General features: G+C 71.4%; 9 protein-coding genes and 2 pseudogenes. 6 read left to right on the top strand and 5 right to left on the bottom strand.

The window, feature by feature from the left end; genetic code table 11:
- Positions 1-4 precede the first annotated feature (4 nt).
- The 3 genes and pseudogenes from gcvP to LRS14_RS18065 all read left to right on the top strand — a co-directional run bounded on the left by gcvP (position 5) and on the right by LRS14_RS18065 (position 8,171).
- On the top strand, positions 5-2,884 hold the full coding sequence (gcvP, locus tag LRS14_RS18075; protein ID WP_257800538.1) for an aminomethyl-transferring glycine dehydrogenase: 2,880 nt from the start codon (positions 5-7) through the stop codon (positions 2,882-2,884).
- A 120-nt stretch (positions 2,885-3,004) separates the two neighbouring features.
- Positions 3,005-4,395 (top strand): annotated as a pseudogene (locus LRS14_RS18070) (L-serine ammonia-lyase).
- Positions 4,389-8,171 (top strand): PAS domain-containing protein, encoded by a 3,783-nt coding sequence (locus LRS14_RS18065; protein ID WP_257800536.1) that lies wholly within the window; start codon positions 4,389-4,391, stop codon positions 8,169-8,171. The pseudogene LRS14_RS18070 and the gene LRS14_RS18065 overlap by 7 nt, the downstream one beginning before the upstream one ends.
- A 16-nt stretch (positions 8,172-8,187) precedes the next feature.
- Here LRS14_RS18065 and LRS14_RS18060 read toward each other — a convergent pair.
- Positions 8,188-10,018: pseudogene (locus tag LRS14_RS18060) on the bottom strand (SulP family inorganic anion transporter).
- Positions 10,019-10,176: 158 nt separating this feature from the next.
- Here LRS14_RS18060 and LRS14_RS18055 point away from each other — a divergent pair.
- A complete protein-coding gene (locus LRS14_RS18055; RefSeq protein ID WP_257800535.1) occupies positions 10,177-10,596 on the top strand; it encodes a cupin domain-containing protein in 420 nt (139 codons plus the stop codon).
- 19 nt (positions 10,597-10,615) lie between these two features.
- Here LRS14_RS18055 and LRS14_RS18050 read toward each other — a convergent pair whose 3' ends face one another.
- A complete protein-coding gene (locus LRS14_RS18050; RefSeq protein WP_046114773.1) occupies positions 10,616-11,272 on the bottom strand; it encodes a glutathione S-transferase family protein in 657 nt (218 codons plus the stop codon).
- An 83-nt stretch (positions 11,273-11,355) separates the two neighbouring features.
- Here LRS14_RS18050 and LRS14_RS18045 point away from each other — a divergent pair, with 83 nt between their 5' ends.
- The gene (locus LRS14_RS18045; RefSeq protein ID WP_046114774.1) at positions 11,356-12,573 is read left to right on the top strand and encodes a polyhydroxyalkanoate depolymerase; all 1,218 of its coding nucleotides are present in this window, start codon (positions 11,356-11,358) and stop codon (positions 12,571-12,573) included.
- Between the two features lie 21 nt (positions 12,574-12,594).
- Here the strand turns inward: LRS14_RS18045 and LRS14_RS18040 are convergent, their stop codons facing one another.
- Complete coding sequence (locus LRS14_RS18040; protein ID WP_257800534.1) at positions 12,595-13,953, bottom strand: GNAT family N-acetyltransferase; 1,359 nt, start codon at positions 13,951-13,953, stop codon at positions 12,595-12,597.
- Positions 13,954-14,070: 117 nt separating this feature from the next.
- A complete protein-coding gene (locus tag LRS14_RS18035) occupies positions 14,071-15,114 on the bottom strand; it encodes an isocitrate/isopropylmalate dehydrogenase family protein (RefSeq protein ID WP_257800533.1) in 1,044 nt (347 codons plus the stop codon).
- Positions 15,115-15,294: 180 nt separating this feature from the next.
- Here LRS14_RS18035 and LRS14_RS18030 point away from each other — a divergent pair, with 180 nt between their 5' ends.
- Complete coding sequence (locus tag LRS14_RS18030; protein ID WP_257800532.1) at positions 15,295-15,855, top strand: PEP-CTERM sorting domain-containing protein; 561 nt, start codon at positions 15,295-15,297, stop codon at positions 15,853-15,855.
- 43 nt (positions 15,856-15,898) lie between these two features.
- Here LRS14_RS18030 and LRS14_RS18025 read toward each other — a convergent pair whose 3' ends face one another.
- A complete protein-coding gene (locus tag LRS14_RS18025) occupies positions 15,899-16,969 on the bottom strand; it encodes a diguanylate cyclase domain-containing protein (protein ID WP_046114777.1) in 1,071 nt (356 codons plus the stop codon).
- Between the last annotated feature and the right edge of the window lie 88 nt (positions 16,970-17,057).

Raw genomic sequence — 17,057 nt, 5'->3', positions numbered from 1 at the left:
TTCCATGCTGATGCCTGCCCTCCAGCCGCTTGGCGACCTCGAGAACGAGGCCGAGTTCACCGCCCGCCACATCGGCCCCGACGCGGCCGACGAGGCGCACATGCTGTCGGTGATCGGGGCGGCCTCGCGCCGCGCGCTGATCGACGCCATCGTGCCGCGTGCCATCGCCCGCGGCACGGCCATGACGCTGCCCGCGCCGCTGACCGAGGCGCAGGCGCTGGCCGAGCTGAAGACGGTGGCCGCGCGCAACCGGCTGCTCAAGAGCTTCATCGGGCAGGGCTACCACGGCACGCTGACGCCACCGGTCGTGCTGCGCAACATCCTCGAGAACCCGGCCTGGTACACCGCCTACACGCCCTACCAGGCCGAGATCTCGCAGGGCCGCATGGAAGCGCTGCTGAACTTCCAGACCATGGTGACCGACCTCACCGGCATGGCCATCGCCAATGCGTCGATGCTGGACGAGGCCACCGCCGCGGCCGAGGCCATGACGCTGGCGCTGCGGGTGGGCAAGAGCAAGAGCACCACCTTCTTCGTGGCCGACGACGTGCTGCCGCAGACGCTGGCCGTGGTGCGCACCCGCGCCGAGCCGCTGGGCATCACGGTGCAGGTGGGCCCGGCCGAGGAGGCCGGCAGCGTGCAGGCCTTCGCCGCGCTGCTGCAGTACCCGGGCGTCACCGGCCGCGTGCGCGACCTGCGCCCGCTGATCGACGGCGTGCATGCCCAGGGCGGGCTGGCCATCGTCGCGGCCGATCTGCTGGCGCTGGCGCTGCTGCTGCCGCCGGGTGAACAGGGCGCCGACATCGTGGTGGGCAACACCCAGCGCTTCGGCATGCCGATGGGCGCCGGCGGCCCGCATGCGGCCTACATGGCCACGCGCGACGAGTTCAAGCGCTCGCTGCCCGGCCGCCTGGTGGGCGTGAGCGTGGACGCACACGGCGCCCCGGCCTACCGGCTGGCCCTGCAGACGCGCGAGCAGCACATCCGCCGCGAGAAGGCCACCTCCAACATCTGCACCGCGCAGGTGCTGCCGGCGGTGGTCGCCAGCATGTACGCCGTGTACCACGGGCCCGAGGGCCTGAAGCGCATCGCCCGCCGCGTGGCCAGCTACACCGCGCTGCTGGCTGCGGAGCTGCAGCAGGCCGGCTTCACGCTGGCCCATGCCGAGGCCTTCGACACCCTGGAAGTGGCCACCGGCGAACGCACCGGCGCCCTGCTGGCCGCGGCCGAGGCGGCCGGCATGAACCTGCGCCGCGCCAGCGACACGTCGCTGGGCATCACGCTGGACGAGACCACCACCCGCGCCGACCTCGCCGCGCTGCTGCGCGTGTTCACCGGCCGGCCCCATGCGCAGCCCGACTTCGCGCGGCATGAGCGCGGCATCGCCCCGCTGATCGCGCCGCAGCTGCTGCGCGGCAGCGCGTACCTCACGCACCCGGTGTTCAACACCCACCACAGCGAGACCGAGATGCTGCGCTACATCCGCAGCCTGTCGGACAAGGACCTGGCGCTGGACCGCACCATGATCCCGCTGGGCTCGTGCACCATGAAGCTGAATGCCACCAGCGAGATGATCCCCATCACCTGGCCGGAATTCGCCAACGTGCACCCCTACGCACCGGCCGACCAGCAGCAGGGCTACGCGCTGCTGAACCAGCAGCTGTGCGACTGGCTGGTGCAGGCCACCGGCTATGCCGGCGTGAGCCTGCAGCCCAACGCCGGCTCGCAGGGCGAATACGCCGGCCTGCTGGCCATCCGCGGCTGGCATCTCTCACGCGGCGACGCGCAGCGCACCGTGTGCCTGATCCCCGAATCGGCCCACGGCACCAACCCCGCCAGCGCCCAGATGGTGGGCATGCAGGTGGTGGGCGTGCAATGCGACGAGATGGGCAACGTCGACCTGGCCGACCTGCAGGCCAAGTGCGAGAAGCACGCCGACCGCCTGGCCGCGGTGATGATCACCTACCCCTCCACCTACGGCGTGTTCGAGCCGCGGGTGAAGGAGCTGTGCGCGCTGGTGCACCGGCATGGTGGCCGGGTGTACGTGGACGGCGCCAACATGAATGCGCTGGTGGGCGTGGCCGCGCCGGGCGAGTTTGGCGGCGACGTGAGCCACCTCAACCTGCACAAGACCTTCTGCATCCCGCACGGCGGCGGCGGCCCGGGCGTGGGCCCGGTGTGCGTGGCGGCCGACCTGGTGCCCTTCCTGCCGGGTGCCGGCAGCGTGGGCGCGGTCTCGGCCGCGCCGCTGGGCAATGCGGCGGTGCTGCCGATCACCTGGATGTACATCCGCATGATGGGCAGCGAGGGCCTGACGGCGGCCACCGAGACCGCCATCCTCAGCGCCAACTACGTGGCCGCCCGGCTGGCCGACCACTACGACATCCACTTCAGCGGCGAGCTGGAAGGCATCAAGGGCGGCGGCGTGGCGCACGAGTGCATCCTCGACCTGCGCCCGTTGAAGGACAGCAGCGGCGTCAGCGCCGAGGACGTCGCCAAGCGGCTGATCGACTACGGCTTCCATGCGCCCACGCTCAGCTTCCCGGTGGCCGGCACGCTGATGGTGGAGCCCACCGAGAGCGAGCCGCTGAAGGAGCTCGACCGCTTCTGCGACGCGATGATCGCCATCCGCGAGGAGATCGCCAAGATCGAGCGCGGCGAATGGCCGCGCGACGACCAGCCGCTGAAGAATGCGCCGCACACCGCCGAGGCCTTGCTGGCTGCCGACTGGCCGCATGCCTACAGCCGCGAGCAGGCCGCCTACCCGGTGGCCGCGCTGCGGCGGGGCAAGTACTGGTCGCCGGTGGGCCGGGTGGACAACGTCTACGGCGACCGCAACCTGTTCTGCAGCTGCGTGCCGATGAGCGAGTACGCCGAGGGCTGAAGCGCCCCGCGGCCGGCCCCGCGCCGGCCGCCAAATGGCGACAGCGTGGCACGGCGGCGACGCCCGCTGGCACGGTGCGCGCTTATCCTGCCGCCATCGCCTCCACTGGGCTTGCACCGCATGGCCGTTTCCGCCTTCGACCTCTTCAAGATCGGCATCGGGCCGAGCAGCTCGCACACCGTCGGCCCGATGCGGGCAGCCCGGCTCTTCACCCTGTGGCTGGCGCATGAGGGCCTGCTGCTGCGCACCGCCCGCGTGCAGTCGCAGCTCTACGGCTCGCTCGGCGCCACCGGCAAGGGCCACGGCAGCGACAAGGCGGTGCTGCTGGGCCTGGCCGGCCATGAGCCGGACACGGTGGACGTGGACGCCGTGCCCGCGCTGCTGGCCGCCATCACGCAGCAGCAGGCGCTGCTGCTGCACGGCGAGCACCGCGTGGCCTTCGATGCCGCGTCCGACCTCGTCTTCCATCGCCGCGAGAGCCTGCCCTTCCATGCCAATGGCATGCGCTTCACCGCCTTCGACGCCGCGGGCGCCGAGATCGCCAACCGGGTGTACTACTCGGTGGTGGCGGCTTCATCGTCAGCGACGAGGTGGCCGCCGACGGCAGCAAGCACAAGGTCATCGCGCCCGACACCACGGTGCTGCCGCTGCCGTTTTCCAGCGGCGCCGAGCTGCTGCAGGTGTGCGCACGTGAGGGCCTGAGCATCGCCGGCGTGATGCGCGCGAACGAGCGCCACTGGCGCACCGATGCCGAGATCGACGCCGGCCTGCTGAACATCTGGGCGGTGATGCAGGCCTGCGTGCAGCGCGGCTGCCGCACCGACGGCGTGCTGCCCGGCGGCTTCAAGGTCAGGCGCCGGGCCGCCGGCTTGCATGCGGCGCTGACCAGCCAGCCCGAGGCCGCGCTGCGCGACCCGCTGCAGGTGCTTGACTGGGTCAACCTTTATGCGCTGGCCGTCAACGAGGAGAACGCCGCCGGCGGCCGCGTGGTCACCGCGCCCACCAACGGCGCGGCCGGCATCGTGCCGGCGGTGCTGCACTACTACGCGCGCTTCGTGCACGGCGCCACCGATGCCGGCGTGGTCGACTTCCTGCTCACCGCTGCGGCCATCGGCATCCTCTACAAGGAAAACGCCAGCATCAGCGGCGCCGAGGTGGGCTGCCAGGGCGAGGTGGGCGTGGCCTGCTCGATGGCCGCCGGTGCGCTGTGCGCGGTGATGGGTGGCACGCCCGAGCAGGCCGAGAACGCCGCCGAGATCGGCATGGAACACCACCTGGGCCTGACCTGCGATCCGGTGGGCGGCCTGGTGCAGATCCCCTGCATCGAGCGCAACGCCATCGCCTCGGTGAAGGCCATCAATGCCGCCCGCATGGCGCTGCGCGGCGACGGCACCCACCATGTATCGCTGGACAAGGTCATCAAGACAATGCGCGAGACGGGCGCCGACATGCAGACGAAGTACAAGGAAACCGCCCGCGGCGGCCTGGCCGTCAACATCGTCGAATGCTGATGCAACACGGCCGCGGCTGGATCATCGCCACTGCCCTGTCCACGCTGCTGGTGTGCAGCGCAGTGGCCACCGTCTATTCGCTGCAGGTGCGGCGCGCGGCCGAATCGGCCCTCACCACCCTGGCGCTGAAGGAAGCCGCCTCCGACGTTCACGAGGCCTTCCACCACCTCACGCTGGGCGGCGCGCCGGGCTCGCCCTGGCAACGCGAGCGTGGCACCGCGCTGCTGGACGCGGCGGCGCTGGGCATCCACCGCGTGGCCCGCGGCACCGGCGAGGCGCAGCTGATGCAGGGCCTGGTACAGGCCATCGACGCCCTGCGCGGCCTGCCGCCGCCCGAGCGCGAGCCGGGCGCCATCGCGCTGGACATCCAGGCCCAGCGGGCGCTGCACCAGGTGCATGAGCAGATGGCCCGGCTGGACAAGGCGGTGCAGGCCCGCGACCGCGAGGCCAACCGCCGGCTGGGCTGGATCTTCGATGCCACGCTGCTGCTGTCGGGCGCCTTCCTGCTGGGCCTGTGGCGGGCCATGCTGCGCAGCGACCGCGCCCGCAGCCAGGCCGAGGCCGCACTGGCCGACAGCGCCGAGCGGCTGCGCAGCACGCTGGCCGCGCTGGCCGAGGCGGTCATCACCGTCGATGCGCAGGCGCGCATCGTGCACTGCAATGCGGCCGCGCACCGCCTGCTGGCCGGCCGCGTGCCGCCGGGCGAGGCCTTCGACCCCATCGGCCTGCCGCTGGGCAGCCGCTGGCCGGCGCTGCATCCAGACGGCCGGCCGATGCCCCGGCCCGAGACTCCCAGCGGCCGCGCGCTGGCCACCGGCCAGCCGCAGCGCGGCCAGCTGATCGCGGTGGACTTCGACGGCCGGGGCTCCCGCCTGTACAGCGTCAATGCCGAGCCGCTGCTGGAGCACGGCCGCGTGAGCGGCGCGGTGATGTCGCTGGTGGACGTGACGGTGCAGCACGAGGCCAGCGCGCAGCTGGCCTCGCACTCCGACCGGCTGGAGGAGCTGGTGGAGGCCCGCACCCGCGAGCTGCAATCGGCGCTGGACGCACGCCGCGAGACCGAACGTTTCACCGAGGCCATCCTCGACGCGCAGCCCACGCTGGTGGCCTACTGGGGCCATGACCTGCGGCTGCGCTTTGCCAACCGCGCCTACCTGGACTGGTTCGGCCTGCAGCGCGAGTCCTGCATCGGCGGCACCGTGCCGCAGGTGCTGGGCGAGGAGACGCTGCAGCGCCAGATCGGCTCCATCCGCCGCGTGCTGGAAGGCGAGGTGGTGGAGATGGAGCTGGACATGACCGACGCCGGCGGCCGTGTCGGGCACTTCTGGGTGTACAGGGTGCCGCAGCGGCTGCACGGCAAGGTGGAAGGCTGGTTCTTCATCGCCACCAACATCACCGAGCTGGTGGAGGCCAAGCGCTTCACCCGGCTGGTGGCCGACAGCATCCCGGGCGTGATCGGCTACTGGGGCCCCGACCTGCGCTGCCGCTTCGCCAACCGCGCCTATGCCGACTGGTTCGGCAAGGGCCCGGAGGAAGTGATCGGCATGCGCGCGCAGGAACTGGTGAGCGCCGAAAGCTGGCGCGTGGCCGAGCCCCACATCCAGGCCGCGCTGCGTGGCGAGCGGGTGGAATACCAGCGCCAGATCACCCGCGCCGACGGCCGCACCGTGGATGCGCTGCTGAGCTACATCCCGCACTGGGTGGAAGGCCGCGCGCACGGCTTCTTCGTGGCCATCACCGACATCAGCGCGCTCAAGCAGGCGCAGACGCAGCTGGCCTACCTGAACAGCCAGCTCGAGGCCCGCGCCGAGCAGGCCGAATCGGCCACCAGCGCCAAGAGCGCCTTCCTGGCCAACATGAGCCATGAGATCCGTACGCCGATGAACGCCATCATCGGCCTGACGCACCTGATGTCGCGCGACACCCGCGACACGCTGCAGCGCGACCGGCTCTCCAAGATCGACAGCGCCGCCAAGCACCTGCTGCAGCTGATCAACGACATCCTGGACCTGTCGAAGATCGAGGCCGGCAAGATGGTGCTGGACGACACCGAGTTCTCGGTGGACGCGCTGATGAGCAGCACCTTCGACATGGTTGGCGACCGCGCGCGCGAGAAGGGCCTGGAGCTGGTGCTGGACACCGACCACCTGCCGCCACGGCTGCGCGGCGACCCCACGCGGCTGTCGCAGGCGCTGGTGAACCTGCTGGGCAATGCGGTGAAGTTCACCCAGCACGGCTGGGTGCGGCTCAAGGCCGAGCTGCTGGCCGAGGACCGCCACCGCCTGCAGGTGCGCTTCGAGGTGTCGGACACCGGCGAGGGCATCACGCCGGCCGATCAGGCGCGGCTGTTCAATGCCTTCGAGCAGGCCGATGCCTCGGCCACGCGCCGCCATGCCGGCACCGGCCTGGGCCTGGCCATCACCCGCCACCTGGCCGGGCTGATGGAGGGCGAGGTGGGCGTGCACAGCGCGCCGGGCGCCGGCAGCACCTTCTGGTTCACCGCCTGGCTGGGCCGCGCGGCCGAGGCCGGGGAGCTGGCCGCCCCGCCGCCGCTGAACGACCTGCGCGCGCTGGTGGTGGACGACCTGCCCGAGGCCCTGCATGCGATCGAGGACCGGCTGCGCAGCTTCGGCCTGGAGGTGGACGGCATGCCCGACGGCGAATCCGCGGTGCGCCAGGTGACCGGGCGCATGAAGGCCGGCAAGCCCTACGACGTGTTCCTGATCGACTGGCACATGTACCCGCTGAACGGCGTGGACACGCTCAACCGCCTGCGCCAGACGCTGGGCAGCGGCATGCCGCCCAGCATCCTGGTGACGGCCTTCGACCAGCCCGACATGTGGCAGCAGGCCCGCGCCGCCCGCTATGACGCGGTGCTGGTCAAGCCCCTCACCGCCTCCGCGCTGCAGGACACGCTGGCCCGGGTGCTGCGCCAGCGCGGCGACACCCTGCTGCCCGAAGGCGGCCTGACCAGCGAGCAGGAAGCCCTGCTGCGCCAGCACCATGCCGGCCAGCGGGTACTGCTGGTGGAGGACAACGCGGTGAACCAGGAAGTGGCGCACCAGCTGCTGCGGGTGGCGGGGCTGGAAGTGGAGACCGCCGAGCACGGCGCCCGCGCGCTGGAGCTGTGCCGGGTGCGCGACTACGACGCCATCCTGATGGACATGCAGATGCCGGTGATGGACGGCCTGGAGGCCACCCGCGCCATCCGTGCGCAGCTGGGCCGCGGCCTGCCCATCATCGCGATGACGGCCAATGCCTTCGGCGAGGACCGCGTGGCCTGCTTCGCCGCCGGCATGAACGACCACCTGGCCAAGCCGGTGGACCCGGTCAAGCTCTATGCCACGCTGCTGCGCTGGCTGCCGCAGCGCCAGCGGCTGCCGCGCCGGCTGCTGTCGCCGGCCACGCCGGCAGCCACCGCGGCCGAAGGCGGCCCGCGACCGCTGGACGAGCGCCTGGCGGCCATCGGCGGCCTGGACCTGCCGGCCGCGCTGCGCAACCTGGGCGACCAGCTGCCCGCCCTGGCCCAGGTGCTGCGGCAGTTCGCGGCCAGCTATGCCAACGGCCTGCCGATGCTGGCCGACGCGCAGGCCGACCAGCGCCAGCGCCGCCAGGCCAGCCATTCGCTGCGCGGCGCCTGCGCCAGCATCGGCGCCCGCAGCCTGGTGCAGGCGCTGGAGCAGTACGAGTCGCAGCCCGCCCCGCCCGAGCTGGGCCGCGAGATCGACGAACAGCTGCGCGCGCTGGTGGCGGCCATCCGCGCGCAGCTGGATTGAGGCGGCGCGCGGGCGGCTAGATGCCGTCCCCGCCCGAGGTGCCGGGCCGCGGCGGGCAGTCGAAGAAGATGCGCACGTTGCAGCGGGCGCAGATGTCGGGATCCAGCCGCGGCACGATGTCGGCCAGGGCGCTGCGCTTGTCCTTGTACAGGTGGTCCTCGCCCAGCCGGTCGATGAAGCCGGTGGCCTGCCAGGCCTCCATCACCGGCGGGCGCGGCCGGTGGAAGTAGAGGTCGCCGCCCATCGCGCGGCGGGCGGACAGCTCGTCGTTCCAAAGCTCGGCACCGGCCAGGTCGATGAAGTTCATGCTCTTGCTCATCACCAGCAGGTGCCGGGGCGCCTCGGGGCCGCGGCGCAGTTCGTGCAGCCGGTCGGCCACGTGGGCGGTGGCACCGAAGTACACCGAGCCTTCCATGCGCAGCAGCTTGAGCTGCGGGCACTCGGGCAGCGTGCCGGGCGGGTGGCCGTCGATCACCACGAAGGGCCGGTCGTGCGCGCTGGGGTGGTCGAAGCCCATGGTGCGCATCGCCGGCCGCGAGGTGCGGTACAGGTACGACACCAGCGACAGCATGGTGCCCAGCAGGATGGCCACTTCCAGCCGCAGCGTGACCGTGGCCACCAGCGTGGCCGCGGCAATGCCGAACTCGCTGCGGCTGAGCGCCCACAGCCGCTGCCAGCGCGGCAGGTCGAACAGGCCCCAGGCCACCAGCAGCAGCAGCCCGGCGATGGCCGCCATCGGGATCAGCGCCAGCACCGGCGCGCTGAAGGCCACCAGCGCCACCAGCAGCCCCGCGGAGAACACCGCGGCCATCGGCGTGCGGGCGCCGGCCTCCAGGTTGGGCATCGATCGGTTGAGCGAGCCGCAGGACACGTAGCTGGAGGAGAAGCTGCCGACGATGTTGGACAGGCCCTGGCCGATGAACTCACGGTTGGCGTCGATGCGCTGGCCGCTGCGCGCAGCCACCGCCTTGGCGATGGAGAACGACTGGCCCAGCGCCACGATGGTGAGCGCGAAGGCCAGGCCGGCCAGCTCCGGCACCTGGCCCCAGGACACCTGCGGCACCGTCAGCGGCGGCCAGGGCGACTCCACCGCCCCCCACGGTGCGCACCGGCGGCCACAACGTGCCCTGCGCCAGCCACCAGCCGGCCAGCGTGCCGGCGGCCAGGCCCAGCAGCATGAAAGGCGAGCCGCGCCGCCACCGGCGCAGTGCCAGTGCGGTGCCCAGCGCCAGTGCGCCCACCAGCACCGCGGCGGGATTCAAGCCCTGGATGCGGCGCGCCACCTCCAGCAGCACCGTGCCGGCGCCCTGCCCGGCCGGCAGCGCGATGCCCAGCAGGTCGTGCGACGCATGCACCGCGATGAGCAGCGCCGCGCCGGCGGTGAAGCCCTGCAGCGCCGCCGGCGAGATGAAGTTGGCCAGCGTGCCCAGCCGCAGCAGACCGATCAGCGCCTGCATCACGCCCACCATCAGCGTGACCACCAGCGCCAGCTGCACGTACTGCGGCGTGCCCACCGCGGCCAGCGGCGCCAGCATCGCGTACAGCGCCAGCGAATTGGCATTGGTGGGCCCGGACACCACATGCCGGCTGGAGCCGGCCAGCGCCGCCACGGCGCAGGGCAGCACCGCGGTGTACAGCCCGTACTCCGGCGGCAGCCCGGCCAGCGTGGCGAAGGCGATGGCCTGCGGCAGCACCAGCACCGCGCCCAGCAGGCCGGCCAGGGCGTCGGCCTTCAGCGTGCCGCGAGACAGGTCTCCCACCCAATCGCCGAACAGCCGGGCCGCGGCGCGCTGCAGGGGGTGGACAGGGCGGGCGGTGGAGGCGTGGCGCGGCGCGTCGAGGGGCATGCGGCAGGACGGAGGGCAGGAACGGGTTGGTGGCTGCAGGCGGTTGCCTGCCAGCCCGGTCCATGATAGGGCGCGCCCGGCAGGCCCCAGAGCGGTGCCGCGCGGCTGGAACGGCGCATGCATGCTGCAGCGCATCAACGTCGCCGCTGGAGGCCTGCATGCTGGACACCACCACCACACGCTTCTCCCACGTCAAGCCGGGCGACACGCCCTGGCGCGGCGAGGGCCTGCGGGACTTCTTCCTCTACCGCGACCTGGGCGTGGCCGAGGCCACCCACGGCCAGGTGATCGCGCAGCTGGTCAAGGCCAACGAGGCGCCCGAAAAAGGCACCGGCTGGCACCGCCACGAAGCCAAGTTCCACCTGGTGTACATGCTCAAGGGTTGGGCGCGTTTCATGTACGGCGACCAGGAAACCCGGGTGGAAGCGGGCGACATGGTGCACCAGCGCCCCGGCATCGTGCACTTCCTGTTCGACTACTCACCGGACATGGAGTACCTGGAGATCGTCAGCCCGGCCGACTTCGGCACGCTGGACGCCGAGGCCCCGGCCGCGGTGCCGGCGCCCGGGAAGTGGTGACAACGCCGCGGCAGCCGGTTCAGAACTCCATCTGCAGCTCTTCGATGTCGTCAGGCTCCTCCAGCGCGGCGCGGGTCCATTCCTGCATCTCGGGCTCGGCCAGCAGCCGGGCCGCGTAGGCGCCGCACACCTCGTCCAGGCCCACGTGGTAGGTCTTGAAGCGGGTGGCCACCGGCGCATACATCGCGTCGGCCATGCCGCGCTTGGCACCGAAGAGATAGGGGCCGCCATGGGCCTGCAGGCAGTCGCGCCAGATCTCGAGCACGCGATCGATGTCCGCCTGCGCGCGGTCCCAGATGCGGAAGCCCGGTGAATCGCCCTTGAGGTTCATCGGCAACGCCGAGCGCAGGTTGTTGAAGCCGGAGTGCATCTCGCCGCACACCGAGCGGCAATGCGCGCGCGCCACGCGGTCGGCCGGCAGCAGGCCGGCGGCGGGCTTGAGCTCGTTGAGGTATTCGCCGATGGCCAGCACGTCCCACACGGTGGCGCCCTCATGGCGCAGGCAGGGCACCAGGATGGAAGGCGACATCAGCAGCAGCTCCTTGCGGGCGGCGATGTCGTCGGGCGCCACGCGGATCTCGTCGAAAGCCAGGCCCGCATAACGCGCCATCAGCCAGCCGCGCAGCGACCAGGACGAGTAGTTCTTGCTGCTGATCGTCAGACTGGCGCGGGCCATCGCAACTCCTGGTAGCCATCAACGGGTGCGACGCGGGACGCAATCGCTGTGCCACGCTGGCGCATTAGTTGCGTGTCCGGCCAATGCTGTACGACACCTACCAGGCGCATGCCGACCTGATGTGGCCCTGGCGCGCAATGGCCAGGACCAGCCTGCCGGTGCTGCAGGGCCCGCTGAAGGCGCTGCTGGACGTGCCGGCGGTGCGCAAGGCCGCCGCCGCGCTGGACGTGTTCGCGCTGGCCGAGGTGACGCACCAGAGGCTGCCCTTCGGCATCCACGAGGTGCTGGTGCATGGCCAGCCGGCGGCGGTGGAGGAAGAGGTGGTGTACGCCACGCCCTTCGCCACGCTGCTGCATTTCAGGAAGCCGGGCATCGACGACCAGCCGCCGCTGCTGATCGCCGCGCCGATGTCGGGCCACTTCGCCACGCTGCTGCGCGAGACGGTGCGCACCACGCTGCGCGACCATGACGTCTACATCACCGACTGGCACAACGGCCGCGACGTACCGCTGGCGGCGGGCCGCTTCGGGCTGGACGAATACACCGGGCACCTGATGGACTTCATGGCCCGTATCGGCCCCGGCGTGAACCTGCTGGCCATCTGCCAGCCCTGCGTGGCCGCGCTGGCCGCCACCGCGCTGATGGCGGAGGACGACCATCCCGCCACGCCGCGCACGCTGACGCTGGCCGCCGGCCCGCTGGACTGCCGCATCAGCCCCACCGCGGTGAACAAGCTGGCCGTCACCAAGCCGATGTCGTGGTTCGAGCAGCGGCTGATCTCGCGGGTGCCGGTGCGCTTCCGCGGCGCGCTGCGGCGGGTGTACCCGGGCTTCGTGCAGCTGAGCGCCTTCATGAGCATGAACCTGGAGCGGCATGTGCACTCGCTGCGCGAGATGTATGCGCAGATCGCGGCCGGCGAGCATGAGAAGGCCGAGCCGGTGCGCCGGTTCTACGAGGAGTATTTCGCCGTGGCCGACCTGCCGGCGGAGTTCTACCTGGAGACGGTGCAGCGCGTGTTCCAGGACTACGACCTGCCGCTGGGCAAGCTCACCTGGCGCGGCCGCCCGGTGCGGCCCGCGGCCATCCGCCGCACCGCGCTGCTCACCATCGAAGGCGAGCGCGACGACATCTGCGCCGTGGGCCAGACGCTGGCCGCGCACGACATGTGCAGCGGCCTGCGCCCCACTCTCAAGGACCACCATGTGCAGCCCGGCGTGGGCCACTACGGCGTGTTCAGCGGCCGCCGCTGGGACACGCAGATCTATCCGCTGCTGCGCGACGTGGTGTACCGCTGGCGTTGAAGGGGGCGCCGCGCCGGGGGCCTACCCCAGCGCCACGTCCGCCAGCCGCGTGGCGGTCGGGCCCACCGGCGTGGCCACGGCGATGGGCATCGGCCGCATCAGGTCGGCCGCGGTCTGGCCCTGTTCCAGCGCGGCCACGCAGCGGCGCCACACCTCGTCGGTGGCTTCCAGCTTGAAGCCGTAGAAGCCGCCGTACTGCGAGCTGGGCCCGCCGTTGCGCACGATGCGCACCTGCACCGTGGAGCAGTCGCGCGTGCCCAGCTCCACCTGCGCGATGCCGTCGGCATCCAGCGGCAGCGGCACCTTCGATTCCGCCTGGAAGCCGCCGGCCGACAGCTCGATCACCGTCAGCGCCAGCGGCGCATCGTCGCCCAGCACCAGCTGCGCCGGGCAGCGCAGCGAGAAGCGCTGGTGCCGGCGCAGCGGATGGTGGCCGGCGACCGAGGGCGGCGTGGGCGGCAGCACCGCGTCGTAACCCGGCAGGCCGTAGATGGAGCGCAGCAGCAGCCGGCGGCGCTCGTCCAGCTCGGCGAAGCCCTGCGTCTGCTGGTTGAAGAAGTGGTCCAGGATCTCCGGCGTCATCACCGGATCGTTGGTGGTGTGGTAGCGCCGGCGCGGGCTCTGGATGTTGGGCAGGCGCGTCTGCACGAAGTACTTGAACAGGTTCTTGCGGGTGCTGCGGCCGCCGTACACCTGCTCGAACAGCGCCGGCGCATGCGCCAGGTCCAGCGTCGCACCGACGGCCGGCGCGCCGTTGGCGAAGTCGTAGCGGTCGACCACGTTGTCGCGCAGCCGCTTGAAGAACAGCAGCGACTCGTAGAGCTCGATCTTGTCCGGGTTCACCGCGATGACCAGGTGCCGCGTGTCGAAGTACTCGGTGCAGTACTCGTACATGAACTTCATCAGCGGGAACAGGATGGCACCGCCGGTCCTGCGGTAGTCGGGATGCACCGCCAGCGCGCTGATCTCGGCGATCTGGCCTTCCTTGGCCCGCACCTCGCTCAGGTCGAAGGCCGCCTGCAACGGAAAGCCGAACACGCCCTCGCGGATCATCGACATGGTGCCCACGACCACGCCATCGATCTTGGCGCACAGCGTGGTGGTGGTGGGCAGCGCGTGGTACTGCGTGACGCGCATGCCCGAGGGATGCGGCTTCATGAAGCCGCTGCCCACGTAGGCGTCGTGCAGCAGCGCGAAGCAGGCGGCCAGCTCCTCGCGGGTGTCCGCGATCTTGAGCTGCAGGTTGGCCGGCGGCGCCGGATCGCAGTCGATCATGCGGCGGTACAGCGCGAAGCGCCAGGCCATGGGCAGCACGTTGAGTGCGCGCCGCAAGGCCTGTCGCAGTTGCTTGCGGATGCTGGATCGTTGGATGCGCGACATGCTGGGCCTCGGTGGTGACGTGAGCATCGTCACAACTTCGGCCCTACTTGAGCGGGCGAAACGTCTTGATACCGCCGCGCAACTGCCGACAGGGCGACGCCGCGCAGCGGGCCGCGATCAGCCGGCCTGGATGCGAGCGACCACTGCCTGCGCGAACTGCGAGGTGCTTGCCTTGCCGCCCAGATCGCCGGTGCGCACCTGGTCGATGTTGAGGGCCTGGTCGATGGCGGTGCGCAGCCGCGTGGCCAGGTCCTGGCGCTTCACGTGGTCCAGCATCATGGCCGCGGCGAGCATCAGCGCCACCGGGTTGGCCTTGCCCTGGCCGGCGATGTCGGGCGCCGAGCCGTGCACCGCCTCGAAGATGGCCGCGTTGGCGCCGATGTTGGCGCCCGGCGCCATGCCCAGGCCGCCCACCAGGCCGGCCACCAGGTCGGAGATGATGTCGCCGAACAGGTTGGTGGTGACGATGACGTCGAACTGCCAGGGGTTGAGCACCAGCTTCATCGCGCAGGCGTCGACGATCACCGTCTCCAGCTCGAACTTGCCCTTGTACCTGGCCTCGTACAGCTCCTTGCCGGTCTCCAGGAAGATGCCGGTCAGCGCCTTCATGATGTTGGCCTTGTGCACCACCGTCACCTTCTTGCGGCCGTTGGCCAGCGCATATTCGAAGGCGAACTCCAGCGCGCGGCGGCTGCCCTGGCGGGTATTGATGCCGGTGGCCATGGCCACGGCATGCGGGTCGTCGTCGATCTGCACGTAGTGCTCGTGGCCGATGTACAGGCCTTCCAGGTTCTCGCGCACGATCACCAGGTCGACGTTGTCGTAGCGGCCGCCGGGCACGATGGTGCGGGCCGGGCGCAGGTTGGCATACAGCTGGAATTCCTCGCGCAGGCGGACGTTGGAGGAGCGGTAGCCGCCGCCCGAGGGCGTTTCCAACGGTCCCTTGAGCGCCAGCCGGGTGCGGCGGATGCTGTCCAGCGCAGCACGCGGCAGCGGATCGCCCGCGGCCTGCACGCCGGCCAGGCCAGCCACCTGCGTGTCCCATTCGAACGGGGCGCCCAGGGCGTCCAGCGCGGCCAGCGTGGCCTCGACGATCTCGGGTCCGATGCCGTCGCCGGGAATCAGGGTGGCGGGAATGGGGGAAGCGTTGGAAGCGGCCATGGTTCGGTCTGGGTCGGAGGTCAGGAAGGGGCGTTGCAGCTCATGGTATGCCATCCCCCTTCGAACGTGGGGGCTGGCGTAACCGCTTGTGAACCCGGCTTGAAGCGCCCGGCGGCAGCGACGAATCTGAGGCTTGCGGCCGCGTGTCGCGTGCCGCGCCAAGGAGTGGAGGATCACGCCATGAAGTCGCTCGTCACCGCGCTGGGCTCGAGCCTGGCCGCCGGCATGCTTGTGTGCAGCGCACCCGCGCAGGCATTCACGCAGCCGGTGATGTTCAACCTGCTGCAGGCCTCCGGCACGGTGCAGACGCCGCTGGGCGTGGACGACTCGCTGCTCGTCGACACGCTGGTCACCACCGAGGTGGGCGCGCTGCTGCAGCAGGTGACCTTCACCGTGGCCAGCGGCGTGTCGATGCTGGAAGGCTCGGCCGTCTGGCAGATCAGCACCGCCACCGGCGCCGGGCCACGGCTGGTGGGCGTGAACATCGACATCCTGGATGCCGGCAACAACGTGGTGCTGAGCGACACCTTCGCCGGCGTGCTGGCCGGTTATGCCCACTCCACCCTCACCGGCCCCATCGGGCCGGGCACCTACACGCTGCGGGCCACCGGCAACGGCGTGCGGGATTCGTCGCTGGACATTTCCATCACCATGGCGGTGCCGGAGCCGTCGACCTGGGCGCTGATGCTGGGCGGCGGCCTGGGCATGTGCTGGCTGGCTGCGCGGCGCCGGCAGGGTTGATGGCACCCTGGCCGCGTCGTCGCGGCCGGGGCGTGGCCCCTCTTCAGGCGGCGCCGGCCTCGCTGCGGCTGGCCACCAGGCGCAGGGCGGGCGCTTCCAGCAGCTTGCCCACCATGTTCACCCGGCGTTCCAGCCGCTCGGCGGCCAGGCGCTGGGCACGGTGGGCGCGGCCGAACAACTGCGCGGCGGACACCACCTCGTCGTCGTAGGCACCCACGCCCAGCGACAGGCTCACGCCCAGCGATTGCCCATCGCCCAGCTGCACCGGCTCGGCCATCGCCGATTCGATGCGCGCGGCCAGCGCGCGGGCCTCCGCCTCGGCGCCGTGGCGCATCACGATGCCGAATTCGGCCTGGCCCAGGTGCGACAGCAGGTCGCCCACGCGCACCTGCTGCGCCAGCCGGCGCGACACCTCGCGCAGCACGTCGTCGGCCACGCCGCGGCCGAAGCCGGTGACGATGTCGGTGTGGCCGTTGATGGCCAGCGACAGCACGCTGAACGGCTCGCCGGTGCGCATGGAGTACTGCAGCTCCACGTCCAGCGCCTCGTCGAAGCGGCGGCGGTCGGCGGTGCCGGTGACCGGATCGGACTTGGCCGCGCGTGCCAGCGACACCGCGCGGTAGTGCGCGGTGAGCGCGGTGCCGGCCAGCAGCGCGGCGTCCTGCAGGCGCTGCAGCTCGGCCGGGCCGAAGGCGCCGGCGCTCGCCGACAGCACGCCCAGCGTGCCCAGCTGGCGGCCGGCTTCGTCCAGCAGCGCCACGCCGGCATAGGCATGCAGGCCATCGGCCAGGCTGCGCAACGCGCGGGCGGTGGGGCCGGGCTCGGTGGACAGGTCGTGGATCACCCGCAGCGGCTGGCCGGCATGGGCGGCATCGGTTCCGGCCTGGGCCAGGTCCACGCCCATGGCCGACTTGAACCACAGGCGGTCGGCATCCAGCAGGCCGATGAAGGCGGCGCAGGCGCCGGTCAGCGCGGCGGCGCTGCGCACCACCGCGTCGAAGGCCGGGTCCTGCGGCGTGTCCAGCAGCTCGTGTGCGTACACGGCAGCCAGGCGGGCCTGCTCATCGGAAGCGCCGGCGGTGGCGGAACGGTTCTGAACAACGAGTTGCGACATGGAATGAGCCTTTCTTGGCAGATTCCACCGTATCGGCAGCGCGGCCAGAAAACCAAGTGGCCGGTGAAAACGGAGGCTGTAACAGCCG

This window comes from Aquincola sp. J276, assembly GCF_024700035.1.
GTDB classification, from domain to species: domain Bacteria; phylum Pseudomonadota; class Gammaproteobacteria; order Burkholderiales; family Burkholderiaceae_C; genus Aquincola; species Aquincola tertiaricarbonis.
The sequence above is the reverse complement of the archived record's forward strand: the minus strand, read 5'-3'. Positions and strand labels throughout refer to the sequence as shown.